Below are 20,706 nucleotides of genomic sequence, written 5' to 3'. Positions count from 1 at the left end.
GCAGGGGAGACCCAGCATGCCAATAACGGTGTCCGCGTGGCGTGGAATCAGCCGCGCGCGGCGAAGGTGCCGTGGAAGCCCAATGGCACCGCATACGGCAGCCAGGCCTGTGCCAGCGGACCGTCGTCCAGGTGGCGGGCATCGAGCACCGCCAGGCCGCTGCGCTTGTTCACCGGGTCAAGCAGGGTGCCGATCAGCCAGCCATCATCGGCGTTGCGGCTGCCCGGGCGCGGTACGAACACATGCTCTTCGGCCATGATGTCCGGGCCATAGTTCCACAGCTGGCGGCGCCCGTGCTCGATGTCGAACGCGGCCACGGCGTTGAAGTACGGCGCATTGGCCGTGCCGTCGATGGTCGGCGCATACAGCCGTGCGCCACGTGTGTTCGCCGAGCGCGGGTCGAACAACGGGAACTCCACTGCGCTGATGCCCAACATCTGCCAGCGGGCCTGTCCACGACGCAGGTCCAGATGCAGCTCGACCAAGCTGGCGCCACTGTTGGCAGCGTGTGCGCCATCACCGGCCATCGCTTCCTTCATCGGCGAGCGCGCCTCATTGATGTCGTCGTGGCGCACTGCACGCAGCACGATGCCGCCATCGCGGGTGAACGCGTCGCCGAAGTGGTAGATCGCCGCGAACGGGGCCTCGAACCATTGCGCCTTGTCCGGCGCATCCTTGGCGACCACCGCGATGCGTACAGGACGCTGAGGCGCGAACTGCATGCGCTCGAAGAAGCTGCCGCCTGCGCCGGTGAAATCGAACGGCATCATCACGAACACCAGGTGCTGGTCGGTCATCGCGAAGGCATGCAGGTAGCCATGCTCGGGTGTTTCGATCACATTGGCGCTGCGCAGCTGGCCGTTCGCACCGATGTGCCAGACCAGCAGGCCATGGCCCCCCATCAGGCTGATCGAGCCGAAGTTCCAGAGGCTGCCGTCGCGGTCGCGCAGCGGGTGCGCCGAGAACGGCAGTGCAGCGAGGTCCGGACGCCAGGTCACCGGACCCAGTGTCTGCAGCGAATCGGGATCCACTTCGAACGCCGAGCCGGACTCGCACAGCGCGAACAGGCGGCCATTGATCATGGTTACCGAGGTGTTTGCCACGTTGGCATCGTCGTTGTTTCGAACTGCCAGCGCACCGGGAACGCTGGTGCCGGCAGCCGGATACTGGAAGCGGCCGGCCTTCTGTTCACGGGTGAATTTCGGCGTGGCGACCATGCGCCCGTGATGGGTCAGGCTGCCGTCACCATTGAAGCGCCAGCCATGCACCATGCCGTCGCCGTCGAACCAGTGGTCGTAGCGGAAGCCATCGCGCTCGGTCCAGGCCGGGCCGTTGCGGTAGAGCGTACCGGCCAGGCCTGACGGCAGCTTTCCCTGCAACTGCACGGTGGCCGGGCCGAGGCTTTCGCTGCCGACGCTGCGCCAGCCGAGCAGCCACGGGTGTTCCTGCATGCCCTGCGCGAACCGCGCCGGGTCGCCGGCGAAGGCAGGAGCGCTGCGCAGCGCGGTGGCGCCCAGGGCCAGACAGGCACTGCTGCTGAGCAGGGTACGAAGGAAGCGGCGACGGTCCATGGTGGCCTCGGGTATGGATGCGGAATCAGCGCAGGGTGATGTCGATGGCGGTGCCGGCGGCCGGCACGTCGACGCTCGCCTCGTCGAAGGTCGGCTTGCGCATCACCTGCGGGTTGTTGCTGAAGCCGTAGCCTTCCACCGGCATCCCGACCAGGTTGGTGTCGAGCTTGCCGTTGTCGTTCTCGTCGTGGGTGAGCAGCACGGCATAGCTGCCGGCCGGCACGCCCTTGAACGTGAAGTGGGCGCTGTCGCCGCTGGGCGCCGCCTGCTGGGCCTGCACGGGCCTGGCCTTGCCGTCCCAGGCGGCGGCGCTGTCGACCAGCGCAACGCGCAGGGTGCCGGTCTGCACGCGAACGTCGTGCACGGTCACGGCCAGGTCGGCGGCGTGGACACTGCCGGCCAGGGCCAGGGCAGTCAGGGCGGTGCTGAGCAGGGCGGTGCGGATCATGGCAGTGGCTCCGGAAGTGTGTGTGGCGGTGTGGCGCCAGTCTGCGTGGGGTGCTGCACCGGGTTCAGGGCCAGTGGTCATCGATTCGACGTGCCAGAAGTCACTTTCTGCGCCGGACCCATTGCCGCCGGCGTGCGCGGCCGTCAGCATCTGGCCATGCCCAGCCTGTTCCGCCATCTGTTGCGTCCGCTCAGCCTTGCCGGCCTGATCACCGTGCTGGTGGTCGGCCTGTCGTTCGCAGTGCAGCGCAGTGGCGCCGGGCTGAGCCTGCTGTTGCTTGCTGTGTTCCTGCTGCTGTTCGTGGTGCACGGCTGGGCGTCGATGCCATCCCGCGTGCGCGCCGCTGCTGCGGTGTTGCAGGCGCTGCTGGCGGTTGTGCTGGTTGCGCTGCAGCCGCGTACCGGTACCGCCCCGGTGCTGCTGGTGGTGCTGGTTGCACAGCTGGCCGAACACTGGCCGCCGCGCTTCGTGCTGGGCGTTGCGCTGCTGGCCAACCTGGCGGTGTATGCCGTGCTGCGCCACAGCGGCTTCAGCCAGCCGCTGCTGGTGGTGCTGCTGTATGGCGGTTTCCAGGCCTTCGCCGCGCTGACCGCGCACTATGCGCGCAGCACGGCGCTGGCCCGCGATGATCTTGCACGGGTCAATGCCGACCTGCTGGCCACCCGCGCGCTGCTGGCCGACAGCGCACGCGATGCCGAGCGCCTTCGCCTTGCGCGCGAGCTGCACGATGTGGCCGGGCACAAGCTCACCGCGATGCGGCTCAACCTGCGCGCCCTGGCCGCTGACCCTGCGCTGGCCGGCCGCGAAGGGCTGGTGCTGGCCGAACAGTTGTCCGGCGAGTTGCTGGCCGACATCCGCCAGGTGGTGCAGTCGATGCGCGATGATCGCGGCCTCGATCTGGCCACCGCGCTGCATGCGCTGGCCGCACCCTTCCCACGACCGAAGCTGCAGCTGCAGATCGGCGACGGGGTGCGCGTGGCTGACCCGTTGATGGCCGAGACCGTGCTGCGGCTGGTACAGGAAGCCCTGACCAACGCCGCCCGGCACGGCAATGCAGACACCGTGTGGCTGACGATCAGTGAAGAGGATTCCCAGTTGCGTATCGATATCCGCGATGATGGCCAGCGCGCCGAACGCATCCGCGAGGGCAATGGCATCGCCGGCATGCGCGAGCGTCTGGCGGCCGTACAGGGGCGGCTGGAGTTGGCCCGAACGGCGCAGGGCGGCATGCATCTGACCGCGCGGTTGCCGGCATGAGTACCGCCATGATCAGGGTGGCGCTGGCCGATGACCAGGCGCTGGTCCGCGCCGGCCTGCGTGCGCTGCTGCAGGGCCTGGGGGTGGACGTGGTGCTGGAGGCCGAGGATGGCCAGGCCCTGCTGGATGCGCTGGATACGCAGCGCGTGGACGTGGTGCTCAGTGACATCCGCATGCCCGGGCTGGATGGGATCGAGGCACTGCGCCAGCTGCGGGCGCGCGGCGATGCCACGCCGTGGCTGCTGCTGACCACCTTCGATGAAAGTGATCTGCTGCTGCGCGCCAGCGAGGCCGGCGCACAGGGCTTCCTGCTCAAGGATGCCGCGCCGGCCGACCTGCGCGAGGCCATCGAACGCGTCGCCGCTGGCGAAACCCTGCTGCTGCCGGTCAGCACCGAGCCGGTACGCGCCCGCTACCGCTTCCACGATGAAGCACCGCCCACCGATACCTTCGGCGAACGTGAAGTGGCAATCCTGCGCCTGCTGGCCGGGGGCTACAGCAACAAGGAGATCGCGCGCAGCCTGTTCCTGGCCGAGGGCACGGTGAAGAACTACGTGTCCGCCATCCTCGACAAGCTCGGCACCCGCGACCGTACCCGCGCGGTCCTGAAGGCGATTACCCTGCGCATCATCTGAGTGGAGGTGGCAAGGAGTGTCTGTGAACCCGATCCTGCATGTGGAAATCCCGGCCAGTGACCTGGACCGGGCCATCACGTTCTACCAGCGATGGCTGCAGGTTGCGGTGGACGAACCCATCGTGCTGCACGACTGCCGGATGGCCTATCTGCCGTTTTCCGATGAGGCCGCCGGTGCCAGCATTGCGCTGGTGCACGGCGCGGACTATCTGCCTTCCGAGCAGGGCGCGCGCATCTACATCGGCGTCGATGACCTGGATGCCAGCCTCGACCGTGCGCTGCAGGCCGGAGCCGAGCTGCGCTTCGGACCGGCCGATGCCGGCGATTGGCGCGTGGCCGAGATCCGCGACAGCGAAGGCAACCGCATTGCGTTGCAGGCGCGCACAGCGCCGTAACGTCGACTCTACAGCGTCGCGGCGCGCGAGCGCTGCAGCCAGTCGTTGATCGCTGGATCCAGCCGCGGGTCGTCCGGCAGCTGGATGCCGAAGCGCTGCTCCAGCACGTCGCGCACATCACCCACATCATGCAGCGGGCGCTTGTCCGGTGCCTGTCCGGGGCGGTACTCGGTGTAGTTGCCGCTGCCGATGGTGCAGCGCCAGTCCGGCCCGGTCAGCGACGCGCGCAGCTGGCCGGGGAAACTGGAATCGGGATGGGTACAGACGTACCAGTTGCCCACCACGTTGTCGATCGGCGCCGGCGCCTGCAGATCGAAGCGGTACATCGCCCGCCAGCCCTCGCTGGATTCGGCCGACAGCATGAAATCTCCGCCGTCTTCCAACCGCTGCAACAGGTAGCGTTCGTGCGGGGTGGCCTGCGGCTGCGGGTCATGCAGGCGCAGCGGTACGGTCGGGGTCAGGCTGCCAAAACCGGCATCCACCAGCCAGTCATCGCCGTCCACGTGCACGCGCAGCAGCAGATGGGTACGCGCGGTCAGTTCGCCGTCCTGGGCGGCCAGCAGTACGCGCGCGCTCAATGGCTGGGCATCGAAGCCCAAGGCCTGCAGCAGCGCCAGCAACCCACCATTGAGTTCGAAGCAGTAGCCACCGCGGCGCTCGTCAATCAGCTTGCGCTGCACGCTGTCCAGGTCGATCGGCACCGCATCGCGCAGCAGGCAGCTGAGGGTTTCGAAGGGCAGCAGTGCGTTGTGGCGCTGCTGCAGCAGGGTCAGGCCGGCCAGGGTCCGTGGTGGCGGCGCATCCAGCTGCAGGCGCTGCAGGTAGCGGGGGACATCAAGCGTCGTCATGGGGGCACCGGGCGGGGAAGGGAGGTCCACTTTGCTCCCCCAACCGGGGTTGAGGTCAAGCACGGCGGCCGTGTCATGCCCCCGTCGCCTGCACCCGGTACAAAGACCGCGTCCGCCAGCGACGGCGGGACGCAGACGAAGAAAGGTCTAAAGTTGCTCTGAATCCGGCCGATACAGGTGCGTCCTTCCGCCTGGAGTCTGTCATGTCGGCCGTTGTCCCCCACCTCCGGTCCCTGCGCACGCGTCTTGCCACGTTGCGCTCGGCGTCCCCCGGCCTGCTGCTGTGGCTGCAGCCGCATCGGCTCAGCGTGGCCAACAAGCTCAAGGCGACCCTGTGGGTCTGTGGTCTGGGCCTGGTGGCGATCGCCGCTGTCTACGCCTGGACTGGCCATGCCAACGCCCTGGCCGCGCGCGGCCAGGCCAGCTACCAGCGCGGCAGCGATCTGGCTGCCAGCCTGTCCACGCGGGTGGCCGAAGCGCGCCGCCTGCAGACCCAGTATGCACGCAGTTTCGATGATGCTGACCGCAGCCAGTTGCTGGCAACACAGAAGGCCCTGCAGGCTGACCTGCAGGCGCTTCGCGCGATGCCGATGGACGCCGGCCGGCGCAAGGCGCTGCAGGTGCTGACCGAATCGGCCGACGCGTTCTCGCAGGGTGTCGCCGCCCTGTTTGAACGTGTCGATGAAATGGGCCGCGGTGATGCCGGTCTTGCCGCACAGCTGCAGCAGGCCGCCGACACCCTGCAGGTGCAGGTGGATGCGCTGCAGCGGCCGTCGCTGGCGCTGTCCCTGCAGAAGATGCGTAGGCAGGAGGCACTGCTGCTGCTCGACGGTGATTCCACTCACGCCGACCGCGCCAGCGAGGAAAAGCTGCCGTTCGACCTCGCGCTGGCGGGCCTGCCTGCGGATGCGCAGGACGCCCTGCGCAGCGGGATGGAGGGCTATCAGGGCGCACTGCTGGGGTATACCGCTGCCCGCGTCGGCCTGGATGTGGAAGCGCAGTCGCTGCTGGATACCGCCGCGGGCGTAGCGCCGGCGCTTGCCGCTTTCCAGCAGGCACAGGTGGCAGCGCTGGCCAGGGCTCAGGCGCGCCAGCAGGCCGGTGCGCGGACGATGAGCGTGCTGTTCGCACTCACCCTGCTGCTGGTGGCCGGCGTGCTGATCACCAGCCTGGTGCTGGTGCTGCGTGCGGTGCGCCAGCCGATCCAGGACACCCTGCGTTTCGCCAGCGATATCGCCGACGACCGCCTCGACACCACCCTGCGCGTCTACAACGCCAACGATGAGATCGGCCAGCTTGCCCAGCGCCTGGTCGACATGCAGCAGCGCCTGCGCGCGCGCATCGAGACCGAACGTGCTGTGGCGCGCGGCAACACCCGGGTGCGCCAGGCGCTGGACAGTGCGCAGACCGGGCTGATGGTGGTCGATGCCGAAGGCCTGGTGGCGTACGCCAATCCGGCGCTGCTGGAGCAGCTTGAACTCCAGGTTGAAGATCTGGTGGGGAGCGATGCGGTACGCCTGCATCCGGCGCTGGCCAGCCTGGCTGGCGTGCGACAACGCGAAGAACGCGAGATCGGCCATTGCGGTGTCCGCTATCAGCTGATCGCCAATCCCATTGTCGACGAGGGGCATTTCCTCGGCGTGGCAGTGGAGTGGCGCAGCCGCGCGCTGGAAACGCTGCTGGAAACCGAAGTGGCAGCACTGGTCGACGCCGCCGCACATGGCGACCTGCACGGCCGCATCGCGCTGGAGGGAAAACAGGGCTTCGTGCGCACGTTGTCGACCAGCATCAACCGCCTGCTGGCGACCTTCGAGACCAACCTCGGCGATCTGCAGGCGCTTCTGGCGGCGCTGGCCCGTGGTGACCTCAGCGTGCGCATGGAAGGTGAGCTGCAGGGCGTGTTCGCACGCATGCGCGACGATGCCAACGCCACGGTCGCGCAACTGGGCCGCATCGTCACCCGCATCCAGCAGGCGACGTCCAGCCTCGACACCGGCGTTGGTGAGATCGTTGCCGGGCACCATGATCTGTCGCAGCGTACCGAACAGCAGGCGGCCAACCTGGAAGAGACGGCAGCGTCGATGCACGAGTTGACCGACACCGTTGGCCGCAATGCCGATGCCGCGGGCCGCGCCGATGCCTTGGTGCAGGGGGCGGCGGCGGTGGCCCAGCGCGGTGGCGAGGCCGTCGGCCAGGTGGTCGCGACCATGCATGGCATCAGCGAGGCCTCGCGGCGGATCGGCGACATCACCCAGCTGATCGATGGCATCGCTTTCCAGACCAACATCCTCGCGCTGAATGCCGCGGTGGAAGCCGCGCGCGCAGGTGAGCAGGGCCGCAGCTTCGCCGTGGTGGCTGCGGAAGTGCGCCTGCTGGCCCAGCGCAGTGCCGAAGCGGCCAAGCAGATCAAAGGACTGATCGAGGATTCGGTGGCGCGTGTTGGCCAGGGCAACCAGCAGGCCGAGCAGGCGGGCATCACGATGGGCGAGATCGTTGGCAGCGTGCAGCAGCTGGCCGAGCTGCTGGCCGGTATCCGCAGTGCATCGCAGGACCAGCATGCCGGCATCGCGCAGGTGAAGCAGACCATCGTGCAGATGGAAGCCAGTACACAGCGCAACGCCAGTCTGGTGGAAGAGGCGGGGGCCTCGACCGCGCAGATGCAGGCGCAGGTGCATGCCCTGGCAGAAGCCGTGGGCGCGTTCCGTCTGCAGTCGATGCCACAGGCGCGCGCTGCGGCCTGATCCCGCTCCGGTAGTGTCGGCCGCTGGCCGGCACCGTCGATGATCCTGCCGGCCAGCGGCCGGCACTACCCTTGTGGCTCAGTACACGTCGCGCCGGTAGCGCCCGGTCTCCAGTAGCGTTTCCACAACCTCATCGCCCAGCGCAGCGCGCAGCACCTGGTCCACGCCTTCGGCCATGCCCTGCAGCGAGCCGCAGACATGAATCACCGCGCCACGCTGCATCCATTCGCGCAGCGCATCGGTGGCGGCATGCAGGCAATCCTGCACGTAACCACCTTCGCCATCGCGCGAGAACGCCAGGTCCACCCGCGCGAGATGGCCATCGGCCTGCCACGCTTGGATCTCGTCGGCGAACAGGAAGTCGTGCGCGCGCTGGCGCTCACCGAACAGCAGCCAGTGCCCGTGCTCGCCTGTGTGGGCAGCTTCGCGCAACAAGCTGCGCAGACCCGCGATGCCGGTGCCGTTGCCGATCAGCACCATCGGCACACCGCCAATGCGATGGAAACCGGGGTTGCGATGCACACGGGCCACGATGCTGGCACCGACCGGGGCATGCAGCGCCAGCCAGCCCGAGCCCAGCCCGGCTCGACCCGACAGGTCATGCACCAGGCGCACCACCAGTTCCACCACTTCATCACTCGTGGAGGAGGCGATGGAGTATTCGCGTCCGGGCAGCGTTGGCAATCCGGACAGCCACAGGCAGGCATCCTGCACCGCCAGCGCGGCGTCGGCCTCGGGCAGCTCGCGTTCACTGGCCAGCGCCAGCAGGGTGCGTGGGTGGCCGTCCACCAGCAGCGGCTGCAGCGGATCCAACCCATGTGCCTTCAACACGGCGCTGGCGTGCCGTGCGTTGTGCCGGGGCGCGATATGCAGGATGTCGCCCGCCTGCCACTGCACGTCGGCCGGTGGCGCAAGACGGATGCGCCAGATTGCACCACCGATGCTGCCCGGATTGAGCGGGTCGCGGCCGAGCAGCCGCCACTCATGCATCTGCGTGGCCGCCGGCAGCACGCTGTCATCGGTGACGATGCCGGTCAGCGCGCCCAGCTGCAGCTGCCATTGGCGCAAGGCCGCTACCGAGGCGGCATCGACTTCGACGCGGTCGAACAACGGGCGCGCGCCGTTGCCGAGCAGCCAGCCATCAACCTGGCGACCGAAGCCGCAGTAGTGCGGGTACTGTCGGTCACCCAGCGCCAGCAGTCCAAACTGCAGGCCTGACAGGTCGAGTGTCTGTGCCATCAGCCGTCGTGCAGCGCCTCGCGCCGCATCCGGTGGCTCGCCGTCGCCGAAGGTGCTCAGTACCCACAGCACCTGCGCGGTGCGTGCCAGCTGCGCGGCATCGACGCGGGCCAGTGGCAGCACCTGCACCGCATGACCGGACGCCTGCAGCTGCGCGGCGGCGCGCCATGCCAGTTGTTCTCCCAGTCCACTCTGGCTGGCATGCACCACCAGCCACGGCGTACCACCGCCATCGGCAGGCGTTGCTGGCAGCGACTGGCGCAGGTCACGCGCGGCGCGCTGGCTGCGGCGGCGGTCCAGGTAGAGCATCCAGCCGGTGATGAAGAACAGGCTCATGCCCAGGCTGCTGAGCATCACCACCACGCGCCCGGGCACGCCGAAGTAGCTGCCCGAGTGCAGCGCGAACACGCTGGTGGCCAGCTGCGCGCCGGCGCCCTGGCGCGCATAGGGGCGGGCATCGAGCGTGGCCCCCGTGCCTGGGTCCAGCTGCAGCAGATCATGCGCGCGGTCATGCTGGCCGCCGCGCTGCGACGGATCACCGGCCATCACCCGCACGTTCAGTGCCTGCCCCGGCTTCTCCGGCAGGCGCAGGTCGATGTAGCCGGTGCGCACGCCGGGCAGTGCGTACAGCGTGGCTTCGATGCGTTCCAGGTTCAGGGCGGCGTCGGTGGCGACCTTGTGCCTGGCGGCCGGTGCGACGCCCAGCAGGGTGTTGGCGGCACTGCGATACCAGTCGAACGACCACCACAGGCCGGTCAGCGCACTCATCAGGTAGATCAACAGCACCCAGGTGCCGACCACCGAGTGCAGGCTCCACAGGAAGCCACGGCCGCGGCGTTTCCATTCCACCGCCAGCCAGCTGCGCCAGTGCCACCAGCGCCGCGGCCAGCGCAGGTAGAGCCCGGACAGGGTGAAGAACAGCAGCGCGATGGCACAACTGCCGGTGATCCATTTGCCGCGCTCGCCGGCGGCGAGGTGGCGATGCAGATCCTCGACGAAATCGAACAACGCCTGCCCGCGCAGGGCGCTGAAGCGCTCGCCGGTGTACGGATCGAAGTAGACCCAGTGTTCCTTGCCACCGGCGAAGCGCGCCACCGAGGGCCGTTGCCCGGTGGCATCCACGCGCAGGCGTTGCAGGGGGCGATCACTGCCGGCCTGCAGCAGCGGCACCAGTTCGCTGAGTTCAAGCGGAAGCTGGCCGTCGGCATGGTGCTCGGCGATCTCGGCGAAGCCGGGATTGGCCGCCCGCAGCAGTTCATCCTCGAAGGACAGCACGGCGCCGCTGAGGCCCATCACGGCCAGCACGGCACCAGCGGTGATGCCCAGCAGCCAGTGCAGTTGGAACAGGACGTTCTTGAACATCGAAGGAGGAGGGCCTGGAAGGCTGCCGCCCGCATCCTGCGCAACAGCAAATGAGAATTAGTCGCGGAATTCTCCGTGGCGCCCCGGCTGTGGTCAAGCAGGGGATATCGGCCGGGCGGCGCCCGGCACCCGCGGTAGTGCCGGCCGCTGGCCGGCAACCTCAGAAGCAACAGCCGAAGCAACAGCGGGTTTCCTGTGAGGAGGCGGGGTGGGTCCGGTTGCGGGGGACGGCGTGAATACGTCCATGTAGCCTCGGTCGCGCCATCCATGGCGCTCACGCCCCCTCAACCGGACCCACCCCGCCTTCGACAGTTTCCTACGATCTGTCGGAACGGCGTTTTGCTTTGGTGGGTGCCGACCGTTGGTCGGCACGGGGTCTGATTCCGCTCTGAATATCGATATCTGACAGATGTGTCGACCAAGGTCGACACCTACCAACAGCCGCGAAGATCTGTCAGAGGTAGGGCGGTGTGGGTGTGCAGGACCGTTGGCGCCATGGGCCCGCGGCATGCCTCGGGCGGGTTGGGCAGGACGCCCAACCCCGGTCTTGCCGGGCGCGCAGGATTGCGCGCACGAGCAAGGCGCCATCGAGCCCCCATGGGTGAGGGCGCTTTGCTTGCGAAGCACTGCTTCGCAAGCGCCCGAACGCACAGCCGCCAGCGGCTGGGCCGGACCGCGGAGCGGGGTTTACGGCGTGTCCTGACCACCCACAGTGCCCCGCCATCCCACGGAATGCCCGCTTTGGCTTTGGCTGTTGCCGTTGCATTGAGCAGGGTGCAGGGCTGCAAGCCCTGCAAAAAACACCCTCACTTCACCCAGCTGTCGATCTCGCCGTGGGCGAACGGTCCCAGCTTCGCCTTCACCAGCCGGCCCTGTGCATCGAACAGCACGCTGTAGGGCAGCAGGCCCTGCGTATTGCCCAGCTGCACGCTGGCATCGCGCGGCCCCGGGGTCTCGATCACGATCGGGTAGTCCACCGGTACCTGCTGCAGGAAGCGGCGCACGTCTTCCGGCGTATCCAATGCCAGGCCCAGCACCTGCACGCCTTTGCTGCCCTGGGTATGGGCAAAGCGTGCCAGCTCCGGCATCTCTTCCACGCAGGGGGCACACCAGCTGGCCCAGACGTTGATCAGCAGCGGGCGACCGGCGAAGCGCTGGCGCAGGCCCAATGGTTGGCCCTCTAGATCCGGCAGCGTCAGCGCCGGCAGTGGGTCACCTACCTGCAGCGCAGGCGTCGCGGGGGCGGCAGGGGAAGCGACCGGCGCTGCGGCAGGTGCAGCCGGCGTTGGTGCCAGCCGGTACCCGGCCCACAGGCCGAGGCCGGCGGCCAGCACCGCTGTCCACAGCAGCGCTGGCCGTTGCCATTTCATCGTGCGGTGCGCAGCAGCGCTTCCTCGACCACCGCCTGGGTCAGCAGGGTCGGCAGCACGGTCGGCGGTGCGCCGGGGCCGTACACCACGTACAGCGGCACGCCCACGGCCTTGTGCTCTTCCAGGAACGTGGTGATCTGCGGATCGACGTTGGTGTAGTCACCGCGCATGTACACCGCGTTGGTGCGCTTGAGCAGTTCCTTGAACTCTGGGCGCGACAGCACGGCGCGCTCGTTGGCCTTGCAGCTCACGCACCAGTCGGCGGTCATGTTCACGAACACCACGCGGTTGTCGGCGCGCAGGCGATCCAGCAGCTGCGGCGAGTATTCGACCACGTTGTCAGTGGCCGCCTGTGCGGCACGCGCCGGCGCTGCCAGCTGGGTCACGCCCCAGGCCGGAACCAGTGCACCGATCGCCAGCAGCACGCCGAGCAGGGTGACGGCGCGCGAGCCGGTCCAGCGGTTGCGTTCAAACAGCCACAGGCCGAAGGCCAGCAGCAGTAGGCCACCCAGCACCAGCGCCATGCCGTCCACGCCGCGCTGCTTGCCCAGCACCCACAGCAGCCACAGCACGGTGGCATACATCGGGAAGGCCAGCACGTGCTTGAGCGTTTCCATCCACGGGCCCGGCTTGGGCAGGCGGCGCGCCAGCGCCGGCACGAAGCCGATCAGCAGGAACGGCAGCGCCAGGCCCAGGCCGAGGAACAGGAACACGGTCATCGCCTTCAGCGGCGGGGCAATGAACGCGTAGGCAATCGCGCCGCCCATGAACGGGCCGACGCAGGCACTGCCGACCACGCAGGCCAGCGCACCGGTGAAGAAATCACCGGCCGGGCCACTGCGGCTGGCCAGCGACTGGCCGAGGTTGCCGATGCCGCCGCCCAGTGTGAACACGCCGGACAGGCTCAGGCCCACCGCGAACATGATGTAGGCCAGCGCCGCCACCACGCCCGGGTGCTGCAGCTGGAAGCCGATGCCGACGGCGTTGCCGATCGCGCGCAGGCCAACCATCAACGCACCGATCACCGCGAACGCGACCAGTACGCCCAGCGTGTACCAGAGGGCATGGCTGCGCGCGCGCTGCGGGCTTTCGCCGCTCTGCGCCAGGCTCAGGACCTTCAGCGACAGGATCGGCAGCACGCAGGGCATCAGGTTCAGTACCAGGCCACCGGCCAGCGCCAGCAGCAGGACCCATACGAACGAACGGTCCGGATTCGGCGTGGTCACCGGCGGTCGCGTGCGCAGCGCGTTGTCACCCTGTGCATCGGCGGCGAACTCACGGCTGGCGGTGCCGTCACCTGCAGCAGGGGCCGTTGCATCCGTATTGGGCACGGTTGGCAGCAGGCGCAGCGGTGCGCCGTTGGCGGCTTCGCGTGGTGCGCCGTTGGCAGCGGGCAGCGGGCTGATCACTTCATTGCGCGGTGGCGCCTGGTCGGCGCTGCTGCTGACCTTCCCGGCCGGAATGGACAGCTTCACCCGGCGGGTCATCGGCGGGTAGCAGATGCCATCGGTCTGGCAGCCCTGGAAGGTCACCACCAGGGTGCTGTCGACCGCATCGGCGACGGAGCGGCGCAGCGGCAGCGGCACTTCCACCTGGTTGAAGTAGACCGAGACATCGCCGAAGTGCTCGTCGCGATGCGACTGCGCGGCCGGCCAGCGCGGCTTGTCGGCCAGCACACCGGTGCTGCCTTCCAGCTTCAGCGAGGTGCGGTCGCGATACAGGTAGTAGCCCGGTGCCGGGCTGAAGCGCAGCAGCAGGGTATTGCCGTCGCTGGCGATGGCGTCGAAGCCGAACGCCTGCTCCGACGGCAGCGGCAGCGCCTGGCTGTTGCTGGCCGCACCCGGCAGGCGCAGGCCGCCGCTGTTGCCGGCACCGGCCAGCGGGTTGTTGAACGGGCTGGCCGCACCGGTGCGTGCAGCCGGGGCGTTGGCCTGTGCACCGGCACCGGGCAGGGTGACCTGCACCACGCGCTTCTGCGGCGGGTAGCAGACACCGGCATCGGCGCAGCCCTGGTAACGCACTTCCAGGCTGATGGTGCCGGCGGCGTCGGTCGGCGTGCCGGGCAGGGTGGCCTGCAGCCGCTCGCGATAGGTTTCAACCTCGCCGAAGAAATCGTCGTGGTGCTTGTCGCCCTTGGGCATCTGCAGCGCGCCGGCGTTGAAGGCCGGGTCGGCCTTGACGCTGGTGCGGTGGCGATACAGGTAGTAGCCCGGCGCGATCTTGAACTGCAGCTGCACCTGGCCGCGTTCGGGGGCGGTCGCTGTCAGCGCGAACGCCTGGTCCACCGGCAGCAGGTCCTTCTCATCCAGCGCGAAGGCCGGCAGCGAGAGCCACAACAGGGCGCACAGGGCGGCGCCACGCGCAAACAAAGTCTTCAATCAGTGTCCTCCCGGGTCTGTGCCCGGATCCAGTCCAGATACGCCGGCAAGCCGGCCCGGGTTTCGACCGCGATGCACTCCGGGAGTTCATACGGATGCAGTTCGACGATCCGGGCGATTGCGTCATCGACGCGGCTCGCGGTGGTCTTCACCAGCAGCTGCAGTTCGGTGTCGGTAGTGACCTCGCCCTGCCAGCGGTAGGTCGACTGCGCGCCCTCCAGCCGTGTGACGCACGCGGCCAGGCGCTCGCCAACAAGCGCGTGCGCGATGCGCTCGGCACTGGCCCGGTCCGGGCAGGTGGTCAACAGCAGCAGGACGGGATCGACGGTCGACATGACCGTCGAGTATAGGGCCGCCGCCGGGTCAGGGCCCGGCGGCGGCAATGGACCGCTGCGTTGCGCGGTCAGTTGGCCAGCTGGCAGGTGGCCGGCTTGGCCGAGGTGAACAGGGCCGGGGTGGCCCACTCGGGGTGGTCGATGAACGGGTTGCGGTTGCCCTGGAAGCTGTAGATCACGTCGTTGCGGGCACGCTCGGCATCATCCGGCGGATCGGACAGGTGCCAGTCGATCAGCGTCGAGAGCAGGCCCATGTAGGCCGGCGAACTGCTGGTCTTGACGATCCTGCTGCGGTCGTCGGTCAGCTCCAGGTCCGGCTCGGACTGGCCGGTGGCCGCATCCTTGCCGCCCTCGTAGCGGATCGCCATGTACATCACCGCACGCGCCATGTCGCCCTTGCGCTTGCCCCACACCTCGAAGGTGCCGGTGTTACCGTCCGGCGTGCGCACCCAGTTGGAGTTGCCCGGGTAGCCGCCGCTGCCGCCGCCCTGGCCGTTGTTGGCCTCGGTGGCGCGCTCGCCGCAGTTGGCGTCGCACTTGCCGAACGGCTTGTTGCCACGGTCGGCGTTCCACTGCGCATCGGTCAGGTACAGCATGTGGGTGTCGGTGTACGGCGCGTAAGGCAGGCCCTTGTCACCGGTGGTGCTGGCAAAGCCCAGCGAGTTCGGCCAGGTGTGCTCGCGGTTGTACTTCAGGCCACTGCCGCTGCCGGCGCGGTCGGTCACCTTGGCGTAGCTGCGGTTGCGGTACGCATCCAGGATCCTGCCGCTGTTGTTCGGATCCTCGTCGGCGATTTCCAGGATGGTCCACGTACTGGTGCCCGAGCCGCTGTACGGGTAGGCGGTGTGGCCCTTGATGGTGGCGTGCAGCGAGCAGCGAAGCTGGCTGGGGCTGCTGGTGTTGACCCTGGAGTAGTAACCGGCCGGCACGCCGGGGTTGCCCGGGTCCGGATTGCCGCCGGTGGTTGCCACGGTGAAGGCGATGCGGCTGTCGGCAGCCGGGTGTGCGCCCTGCAGGTCGGTGATGCGCGCGGCGCGGATGTCGAAGCGGCAGGCTTCACCGGCCACCAGCGCGGTGTTGGTGGACAGCTTCACGCTGCGGCCGCTGGCCGGGTAGGTCAGCGGCACGCTGCCGGAGGTGCCGCAGCTCAGGGCGAAGGCGCCACTGGCCAGGTTCACCGTCTCGCTGAACACCACTTCCAGGTCGGCGGCAGCCGGGAAGGTGCTGCTGCCCTGCGCCGGGGTGGTGGTGGACACCGACGGCGGCGTGTTCGGGCCCGGGGTGCCACCCCCGCTGAAGGTCTGGCCGTTGTTGCAGCTGCCAAACGTCTGCTTGGCCGATTCGGCCCAGGTGAAGTGGGCGTACTGGCTGCCACTGCCGGTAAGCTGAAGCGAGGTGCCCGGGGCCGTGCTGTTGGTCTCGGCCACCGGAATGTTCTGGCTGGTCATGCCGGCGGCAGGGCCACCGGAGGCGGTGATGGCGCCCTCGTAGCTGAGGAACTGGACCACCTTGCCGCTGGCATCGACCAGGGCGATGCCGTCGTTCGGACCGTTCTGCAGGCCGTTGGTCGGGTAGCTGACCACGGCCAGGGTGGCGCTGCCGCAACCCGCGGCGGTGCCGGCCGGGACCGGGTTGTTGGCGTAGACCGTGGCCGCCGAAGGATTGCTGCCGTTGTAGAGGTGGAGGCGGTAGCCGGACAGGTCCTCGCCCGCGGTAGCGACCACTTCGATGGCTTCGCCGACGTCACCGGCGGCGGTGCTGTCGTCGTAATGCAGTTCGTTGATGAAGACCTCGGCCTGGGCCGGCGCGGCGGCCAGCGCCAGCAGGCAGGCGGCGGCAAGCGGGGACAGCAATCGCATCGACTACTCCTTGTGATTGGGAATGCGCGGCCGAGCCTAAGGCCGATCCAGTGACACTTTGTCGTAAATGAACGTCAGATATCTGACAGTGGGACATCTATCACTAAATAGCACCCCTTGCCCCCTTGGCTTGCCGCACTGCATCCCTATACAGGCGTCCACGCAGGGAGGCAGGTTTCCCGGTCCCGAGAAAAATTTCGGGATCAGCCCTTGAAAGGTCTGTGGAGGTCTCCATCTCTGTCGTGCTCCCGACTTGTCGGGCTTTTTCACGCGCGTTGCTGGCACTCGTCTGGTGCGACTGCTAACATCGCCGGACTTTTTTAGACCAATCAATAACTTAAGAGGTCTCTCATGAGCATCAAGCCGCTGCACGACCGCGTTGTGGTCAAGCCGATCGAAGCCGACGAAATCTCCGCCGGTGGCATCGTCATTCCGGATTCGGCCAAGGAAAAGTCCACCAAGGGTGAAGTCGTGGCCGTCGGCCCGGGCAAGCCGCTGGACAACGGCAGCGTGCGCGCTCCGTCGCTGAAGGTCGGCGACAAGGTCATCTACGGCCAGTACGCCGGCAGCTCGTACAAGAGCGAAGGCGTCGAGTACAAGGTCCTGCGCGAAGACGACGTGCTCGCCGTCATCGGCTGAGCCTCGGCGCGACCTGCTTTTCTGTAAGACATCCCCTTTCGTCGCCGGGCCCGGCCCGGTGCAAACATCGAGGTAATCGCAATGGCTGCCAAGGATATTCGTTTCGGTGAAGACGCCCGTTCGCGCATGGTGCGCGGCGTCAACGTTCTCGCCAATGCCGTCAAGGCCACCCTGGGCCCGAAGGGCCGCAACGTCGTGCTGGAAAAGAGCTTCGGCGCGCCGACCATCACCAAGGACGGCGTGTCCGTCGCCAAGGAAATCGAACTGGCTGACAAGTTCGAGAACATGGGCGCGCAGATGGTGAAGGAAGTTGCTTCGCGCACCAACGACGACGCCGGCGACGGCACCACCACCGCCACCGTGCTGGCCCAGGCCCTGATCCGCGAAGGCGCCAAGGCCGTTGCCGCCGGCATGAACCCGATGGACCTCAAGCGTGGTATCGACAAGGCCGTCGTGGCCGCCGTTGCCGAGCTGAAGACCATCTCCAAGCCGACCGCCGACGACAAGGCGATTGCCCAGGTCGGTACCATCTCGGCCAACTCGGACGAGTCGATCGGCCAGATCATCGCTGACGCGATGAAGGAAGTCGGCAAGGAAGGCGTGATCACCGTTGAAGAAGGCTCGGGCCTGGACAACGAGCTGGACGTGGTCAAGGGCATGCAGTTCGACCGCGGCTACCTGTCCCCGTACTTCATCAACAACCAGCAGTCGCAGACCGCTGACCTGGATGACCCGTTCATCCTGTTGCACGACAAGAAGATCTCCAACGTCCGTGACCTGCTGCCGGTGCTGGAAGGCGTCGCCAAGGCCGGCAAGCCGCTGCTGATCGTTGCCGAAGAAGTTGAAGGCGAAGCGCTGGCGACCCTGGTGGTCAACACCATCCGTGGCATCGTCAAGGTCGTGGCCGTCAAGGCTCCGGGCTTCGGCGACCGTCGCAAGGCGATGCTGGAAGACATGGCCGTGCTGACCGGCGGCACCGTGATCTCCGAAGAAGTGGGCCTGTCGCTGGAAAAGGCCACCATCAAGGACCTGGGCCGCGCCAAGAAGGTGCAGGTCTCCAAGGAAAACACCACCATCATCGATGGCGTGGGTGACAAGGCTGCCGTCGACGCACGCGTCGGCCAGATCAAGACCCAGATCCAGGACACCTCCTCGGATTACGACCGCGAGAAGCTGCAGGAACGCGTGGCCAAGCTGGCCGGTGGCGTTGCCGTGATCAAGGTCGGTGCTTCGACCGAAATCGAAATGAAGGAAAAGAAGGATCGCGTCGACGACGCCCTGCACGCTACCCGTGCAGCCGTTGAAGAAGGCGTGGTCCCGGGCGGCGGCGTGGCCCTGGTCCGTGCGGTCACCGCACTGGCCGGCCTGAAGGGTGCCAACGAAGACCAGAACCACGGCATCCAGATCGCCCTGCGCGCGATGGAAGCCCCGTTGCGCGAAATCGTGGCCAACGCCGGTGAAGAACCGTCGGTCATCATCAACAAGGTCAAGGAAGGCACCGGCAGCTTCGGCTACAACGCCGCCACCGGCGAGTTCGGTGACATGCTGCAGTTCGGCATCCTGGACCCGACCAAGGTGACCCGTTCGGCGCTGCAGAACGCAGCTTCGATCGCTGGCCTGATGATCACCACCGAAGCCATGGTTGCCGAAGCTCCGAAGAAGGACGAGCCGGCCATGGGTGGCGCCGGTGGCATGGGCGGCATGGGTGGCATGGGCGGCATGGACTTCTAAGTCCCCACGTTCGCCCCGCAATGAAAAACCCCGCCGCAAGGCGGGGTTTTTTTGTGGCCGGCCGCAACGGCATCGCTTTCCGAGCGGCTCATCCTGCGTCCTGCAGGGTGTGTGTGCCTGCTTCCTGCGGCGTCATCAATGCTGCATGCAACCAGGTCATGAAAGCAGGTATCGCCGCGTTGGCCTCGCCGTCCGCACGCGTCACCGCGTAGTAGGCGAAGGCCTGTGGCCAGGGCTGGTCGATCACCACCTGCAGCCGGCCATTGGCGAGTTCTTCGGCCGCGTGGATGTCGCGCACCAGGGCGATGCCTTGCCCGGCCACCGCCGCGCGGATCAGCAACAGGTCGTCATCGAACGCAGGGCCGCGCTCCAGTCGTTCATCGACGGGCAGATCCAGTGCCTGGAACCACAGCCGCCAGTCGCTGCGGTCGGCGTCCTGCAGCAGCGGCAGCTGCAGGCAATCCTGTACCGAGCTGACCGTCGGTGCGCCGGCCAACAATGCTGGACTGGCCACCGGCAGCAGTACCGGCGCCAGAAGATGCTCGGCATGCAGGCCAGGGTAGCGGCCCAGTCCATGACGGATCGCGATGTCCACGCCGTCGCGGCGCAGGTCGACCAACGCCGCGCTCGAGTCCAGCTGCACGTCCACCTGCGGATGCAACGCACTGAACCCGCCCAGTCGCGGCGCCAACCACTGTGCGGCGAAGCTCGGTGCCGCGCTGATGCGTAGCGTGCACCGTGTTTCCCAGCGTTCGAGTGTCTGCAGGCTCTGTGCGATCTGATCGAAGGCCTGCAGCAGCTCCGGATACACGCGCGCGCCGGCTGCACTGAGCACCACGCCATGCCGGGTGCGGTCGAACAGGCTCACGCCCAGCCGCTCCTGCAGCTGTCGAAGCTGCTGGCTGATTGCACCAGGTGTCACCCCCATCGCATCGGCGGCGGCGGTCAGGCTGCCATGTCGGCCGGTTTCAACGAAGGCCCGCAGGCCCAGCAGCGGCAGCACCGCACCCATCTCAACTCTCCTGTAACCGCGTCGGCACGCGCCGCGCTGCGACAGCATATCGACCGCACTGCAGGCTGTCGCGCGCGCGTCGCGCACGTTGAGCCCCGCTCAACTCCCCGTGCAGAAGACATCGTTTCCCCGCGACGCAGGCCTTTCCTAGACTGCCTGCACGGCTGCTGCAGCGCCCGTTCCCGCATCGCCCGGCCACCTTCAACGGCCGATGCATGCCGTCGCTCCCTGCGTCCAGGATTCCCATGAACGAACCTTCGCTGCACCTGTACTCCGACAGTTCTCCCAATGGCTTCAAGGCCACCATCGCACTGGAAGAACTGGGTCTTCCCTATCACCTTCACCACGTCCACATCGCCGATGGTGAACATCGCCATCCCGACTTCCTGCGGCTCAACCCGCATGGCCGCATTCCCGTGCTGGAAGATCGCGCGCGCGGCATCGTTGTCTTCGAGTCGGCGGCGATCCTGATGTACCTGGCCGAACAGGGCAATGCGTTGCTGCCTTCCGAACCGGCTGCGCGCTGGGAGACGCTGACCTGGCTGATGTTCCATGCCGCCAGCGTCGGCCCGATCCTCGGCCAGCGCGTGCACTTCGAGCATTTCGCACAACAGCCCGATTTCGCGGCAATCGAACGCTACCGCCGCCTGAGCGACGAGCTGTTCGGCGTACTCGACCAGCGCCTGCAGGGACGCGAGTGGTTGGCTGGTGATCACTACTCGATTGCCGACATCGCCCACTTCGGCTGGCTGCACATCGCCCGCATCATCGACATCGATTTGTCGCGGCATCGCCATCTGGATGCGTGGTACGCACGGGTTGCCGCACGCCCTGCGGTACAGCGCGGCGTGCAGCTGCCCGAGCCGGCCACCGGACCGTAAGGAGGC

General features: G+C 67.7%; 16 protein-coding genes. 7 read left to right on the top strand and 9 right to left on the bottom strand.

Annotated elements, in window-relative coordinates; translation table 11 throughout:
* Nucleotides 1–47 precede the first annotated feature (47 nt).
* Together ACZK45_RS19695 and ACZK45_RS19690 are read right to left on the bottom strand one after the other, a co-directional pair.
* Complete coding sequence (locus ACZK45_RS19695; protein ID WP_279912993.1) at nt 48–1,571, bottom strand: carotenoid oxygenase family protein; 1,524 nt, start codon at nt 1,569–1,571, stop codon at nt 48–50.
* Between the two features lie 25 nt (nt 1,572–1,596).
* Nucleotides 1,597–2,019, bottom strand: a complete 423-nt coding sequence (locus ACZK45_RS19690) for a DUF2141 domain-containing protein (protein WP_478445119.1) — start codon at nt 2,017–2,019, stop codon at nt 1,597–1,599.
* Between the two features lie 156 nt (nt 2,020–2,175).
* On the opposite strand from ACZK45_RS19690, the gene ACZK45_RS19685 reads away from it, so the two are divergent.
* From ACZK45_RS19685 to ACZK45_RS19675, 3 genes are read left to right on the top strand one after another with little or no spacing between them, the layout of a single operon-like run.
* On the top strand, nt 2,176–3,276 hold the full coding sequence (locus ACZK45_RS19685) for a sensor histidine kinase (protein ID WP_107433198.1): 1,101 nt from the start codon (nt 2,176–2,178) through the stop codon (nt 3,274–3,276).
* Entirely contained in the window at nt 3,273–3,911 is a 639-nt protein-coding gene (locus tag ACZK45_RS19680; protein WP_478445118.1) for a response regulator transcription factor, read from the top strand. The genes ACZK45_RS19685 and ACZK45_RS19680 overlap by 4 nt, the downstream gene beginning before the upstream one ends.
* Nucleotides 3,912–3,933: 22 nt before the next feature.
* Nucleotides 3,934–4,305 carry a VOC family protein gene (locus tag ACZK45_RS19675; RefSeq protein WP_125895608.1) on the top strand — a complete coding sequence of 124 codons (372 nt, stop codon included), beginning with the start codon at nt 3,934–3,936 and terminating at the stop codon, nt 4,303–4,305.
* Between the two features lie 8 nt (nt 4,306–4,313).
* On the opposite strand, the gene ACZK45_RS19670 is transcribed toward ACZK45_RS19675, so the two are convergent.
* Nucleotides 4,314–5,153, bottom strand: a complete 840-nt coding sequence (locus ACZK45_RS19670) for an arylamine N-acetyltransferase family protein (protein WP_125895609.1) — start codon at nt 5,151–5,153, stop codon at nt 4,314–4,316.
* A gap of 203 nt (nt 5,154–5,356) precedes the next feature.
* On the opposite strand from ACZK45_RS19670, the gene ACZK45_RS19665 reads away from it, so the two are divergent.
* A complete protein-coding gene (locus ACZK45_RS19665; protein WP_478445117.1) occupies nt 5,357–7,894 on the top strand; it encodes a methyl-accepting chemotaxis protein in 2,538 nt (845 codons plus the stop codon).
* A gap of 78 nt (nt 7,895–7,972) precedes the next feature.
* On the opposite strand, the gene ACZK45_RS19660 is transcribed toward ACZK45_RS19665, so the two are convergent.
* From ACZK45_RS19660 to ACZK45_RS19640, 5 genes are all read right to left on the bottom strand, one after another.
* The gene (locus ACZK45_RS19660) at nt 7,973–10,495 is read right to left on the bottom strand and encodes a PepSY domain-containing protein (RefSeq protein ID WP_478445116.1); all 2,523 of its coding nucleotides are present in this window, start codon (nt 10,493–10,495) and stop codon (nt 7,973–7,975) included.
* A gap of 806 nt (nt 10,496–11,301) precedes the next feature.
* Nucleotides 11,302–11,865, bottom strand: a complete 564-nt coding sequence (locus ACZK45_RS19655) for a TlpA family protein disulfide reductase (RefSeq protein ID WP_478445115.1) — start codon at nt 11,863–11,865, stop codon at nt 11,302–11,304.
* Nucleotides 11,862–14,243, bottom strand: coding sequence for a protein-disulfide reductase DsbD family protein (locus tag ACZK45_RS19650; RefSeq protein ID WP_125892151.1), 2,382 nt, complete (start codon nt 14,241–14,243; stop codon nt 11,862–11,864). The genes ACZK45_RS19655 and ACZK45_RS19650 overlap by 4 nt, the downstream gene beginning before the upstream one ends.
* A complete protein-coding gene (gene cutA / locus ACZK45_RS19645; RefSeq protein ID WP_006396762.1) occupies nt 14,240–14,578 on the bottom strand; it encodes a divalent-cation tolerance protein CutA in 339 nt (112 codons plus the stop codon). Before cutA ends, ACZK45_RS19650 begins: the two co-directional genes overlap by 4 nt.
* 68 nt (nt 14,579–14,646) lie before the next feature.
* Entirely contained in the window at nt 14,647–16,437 is a 1,791-nt protein-coding gene (locus ACZK45_RS19640) for an endonuclease (protein WP_125892153.1), read from the bottom strand.
* 351 nt (nt 16,438–16,788) lie between these two features.
* Here ACZK45_RS19640 and ACZK45_RS19635 point away from each other — a divergent pair, with 351 nt between their 5' ends.
* Together ACZK45_RS19635 and groL are read left to right on the top strand one after the other, a co-directional pair.
* On the top strand, nt 16,789–17,076 hold the full coding sequence (locus tag ACZK45_RS19635) for a co-chaperone GroES (protein ID WP_006396661.1): 288 nt from the start codon (nt 16,789–16,791) through the stop codon (nt 17,074–17,076).
* An 81-nt stretch (nt 17,077–17,157) separates the two neighbouring features.
* Nucleotides 17,158–18,807 (top strand): chaperonin GroEL, encoded by a 1,650-nt coding sequence (gene groL, locus ACZK45_RS19630; protein WP_014038666.1) that lies wholly within the window; start codon nt 17,158–17,160, stop codon nt 18,805–18,807.
* Between the two features lie 88 nt (nt 18,808–18,895).
* Here the strand turns inward: groL and ACZK45_RS19625 are convergent, their stop codons facing one another.
* Nucleotides 18,896–19,819, bottom strand: coding sequence for a LysR substrate-binding domain-containing protein (locus ACZK45_RS19625; RefSeq protein WP_125892155.1), 924 nt, complete (start codon nt 19,817–19,819; stop codon nt 18,896–18,898).
* Nucleotides 19,820–20,064: 245 nt separating this feature from the next.
* On the opposite strand from ACZK45_RS19625, the gene ACZK45_RS19620 reads away from it, so the two are divergent.
* Nucleotides 20,065–20,700: a glutathione S-transferase family protein gene (locus ACZK45_RS19620; protein ID WP_478445114.1), complete on the top strand. Its 636-nt coding sequence runs from the start codon at nt 20,065–20,067 to the stop codon at nt 20,698–20,700.
* Nucleotides 20,701–20,706: the final 6 nt, after the last annotated feature.

It is taken from the genome of Stenotrophomonas sp. 63632_Sma (genome assembly GCF_056482875.1).
This window is presented reverse-complemented; position numbering and strand designations above follow the sequence as displayed.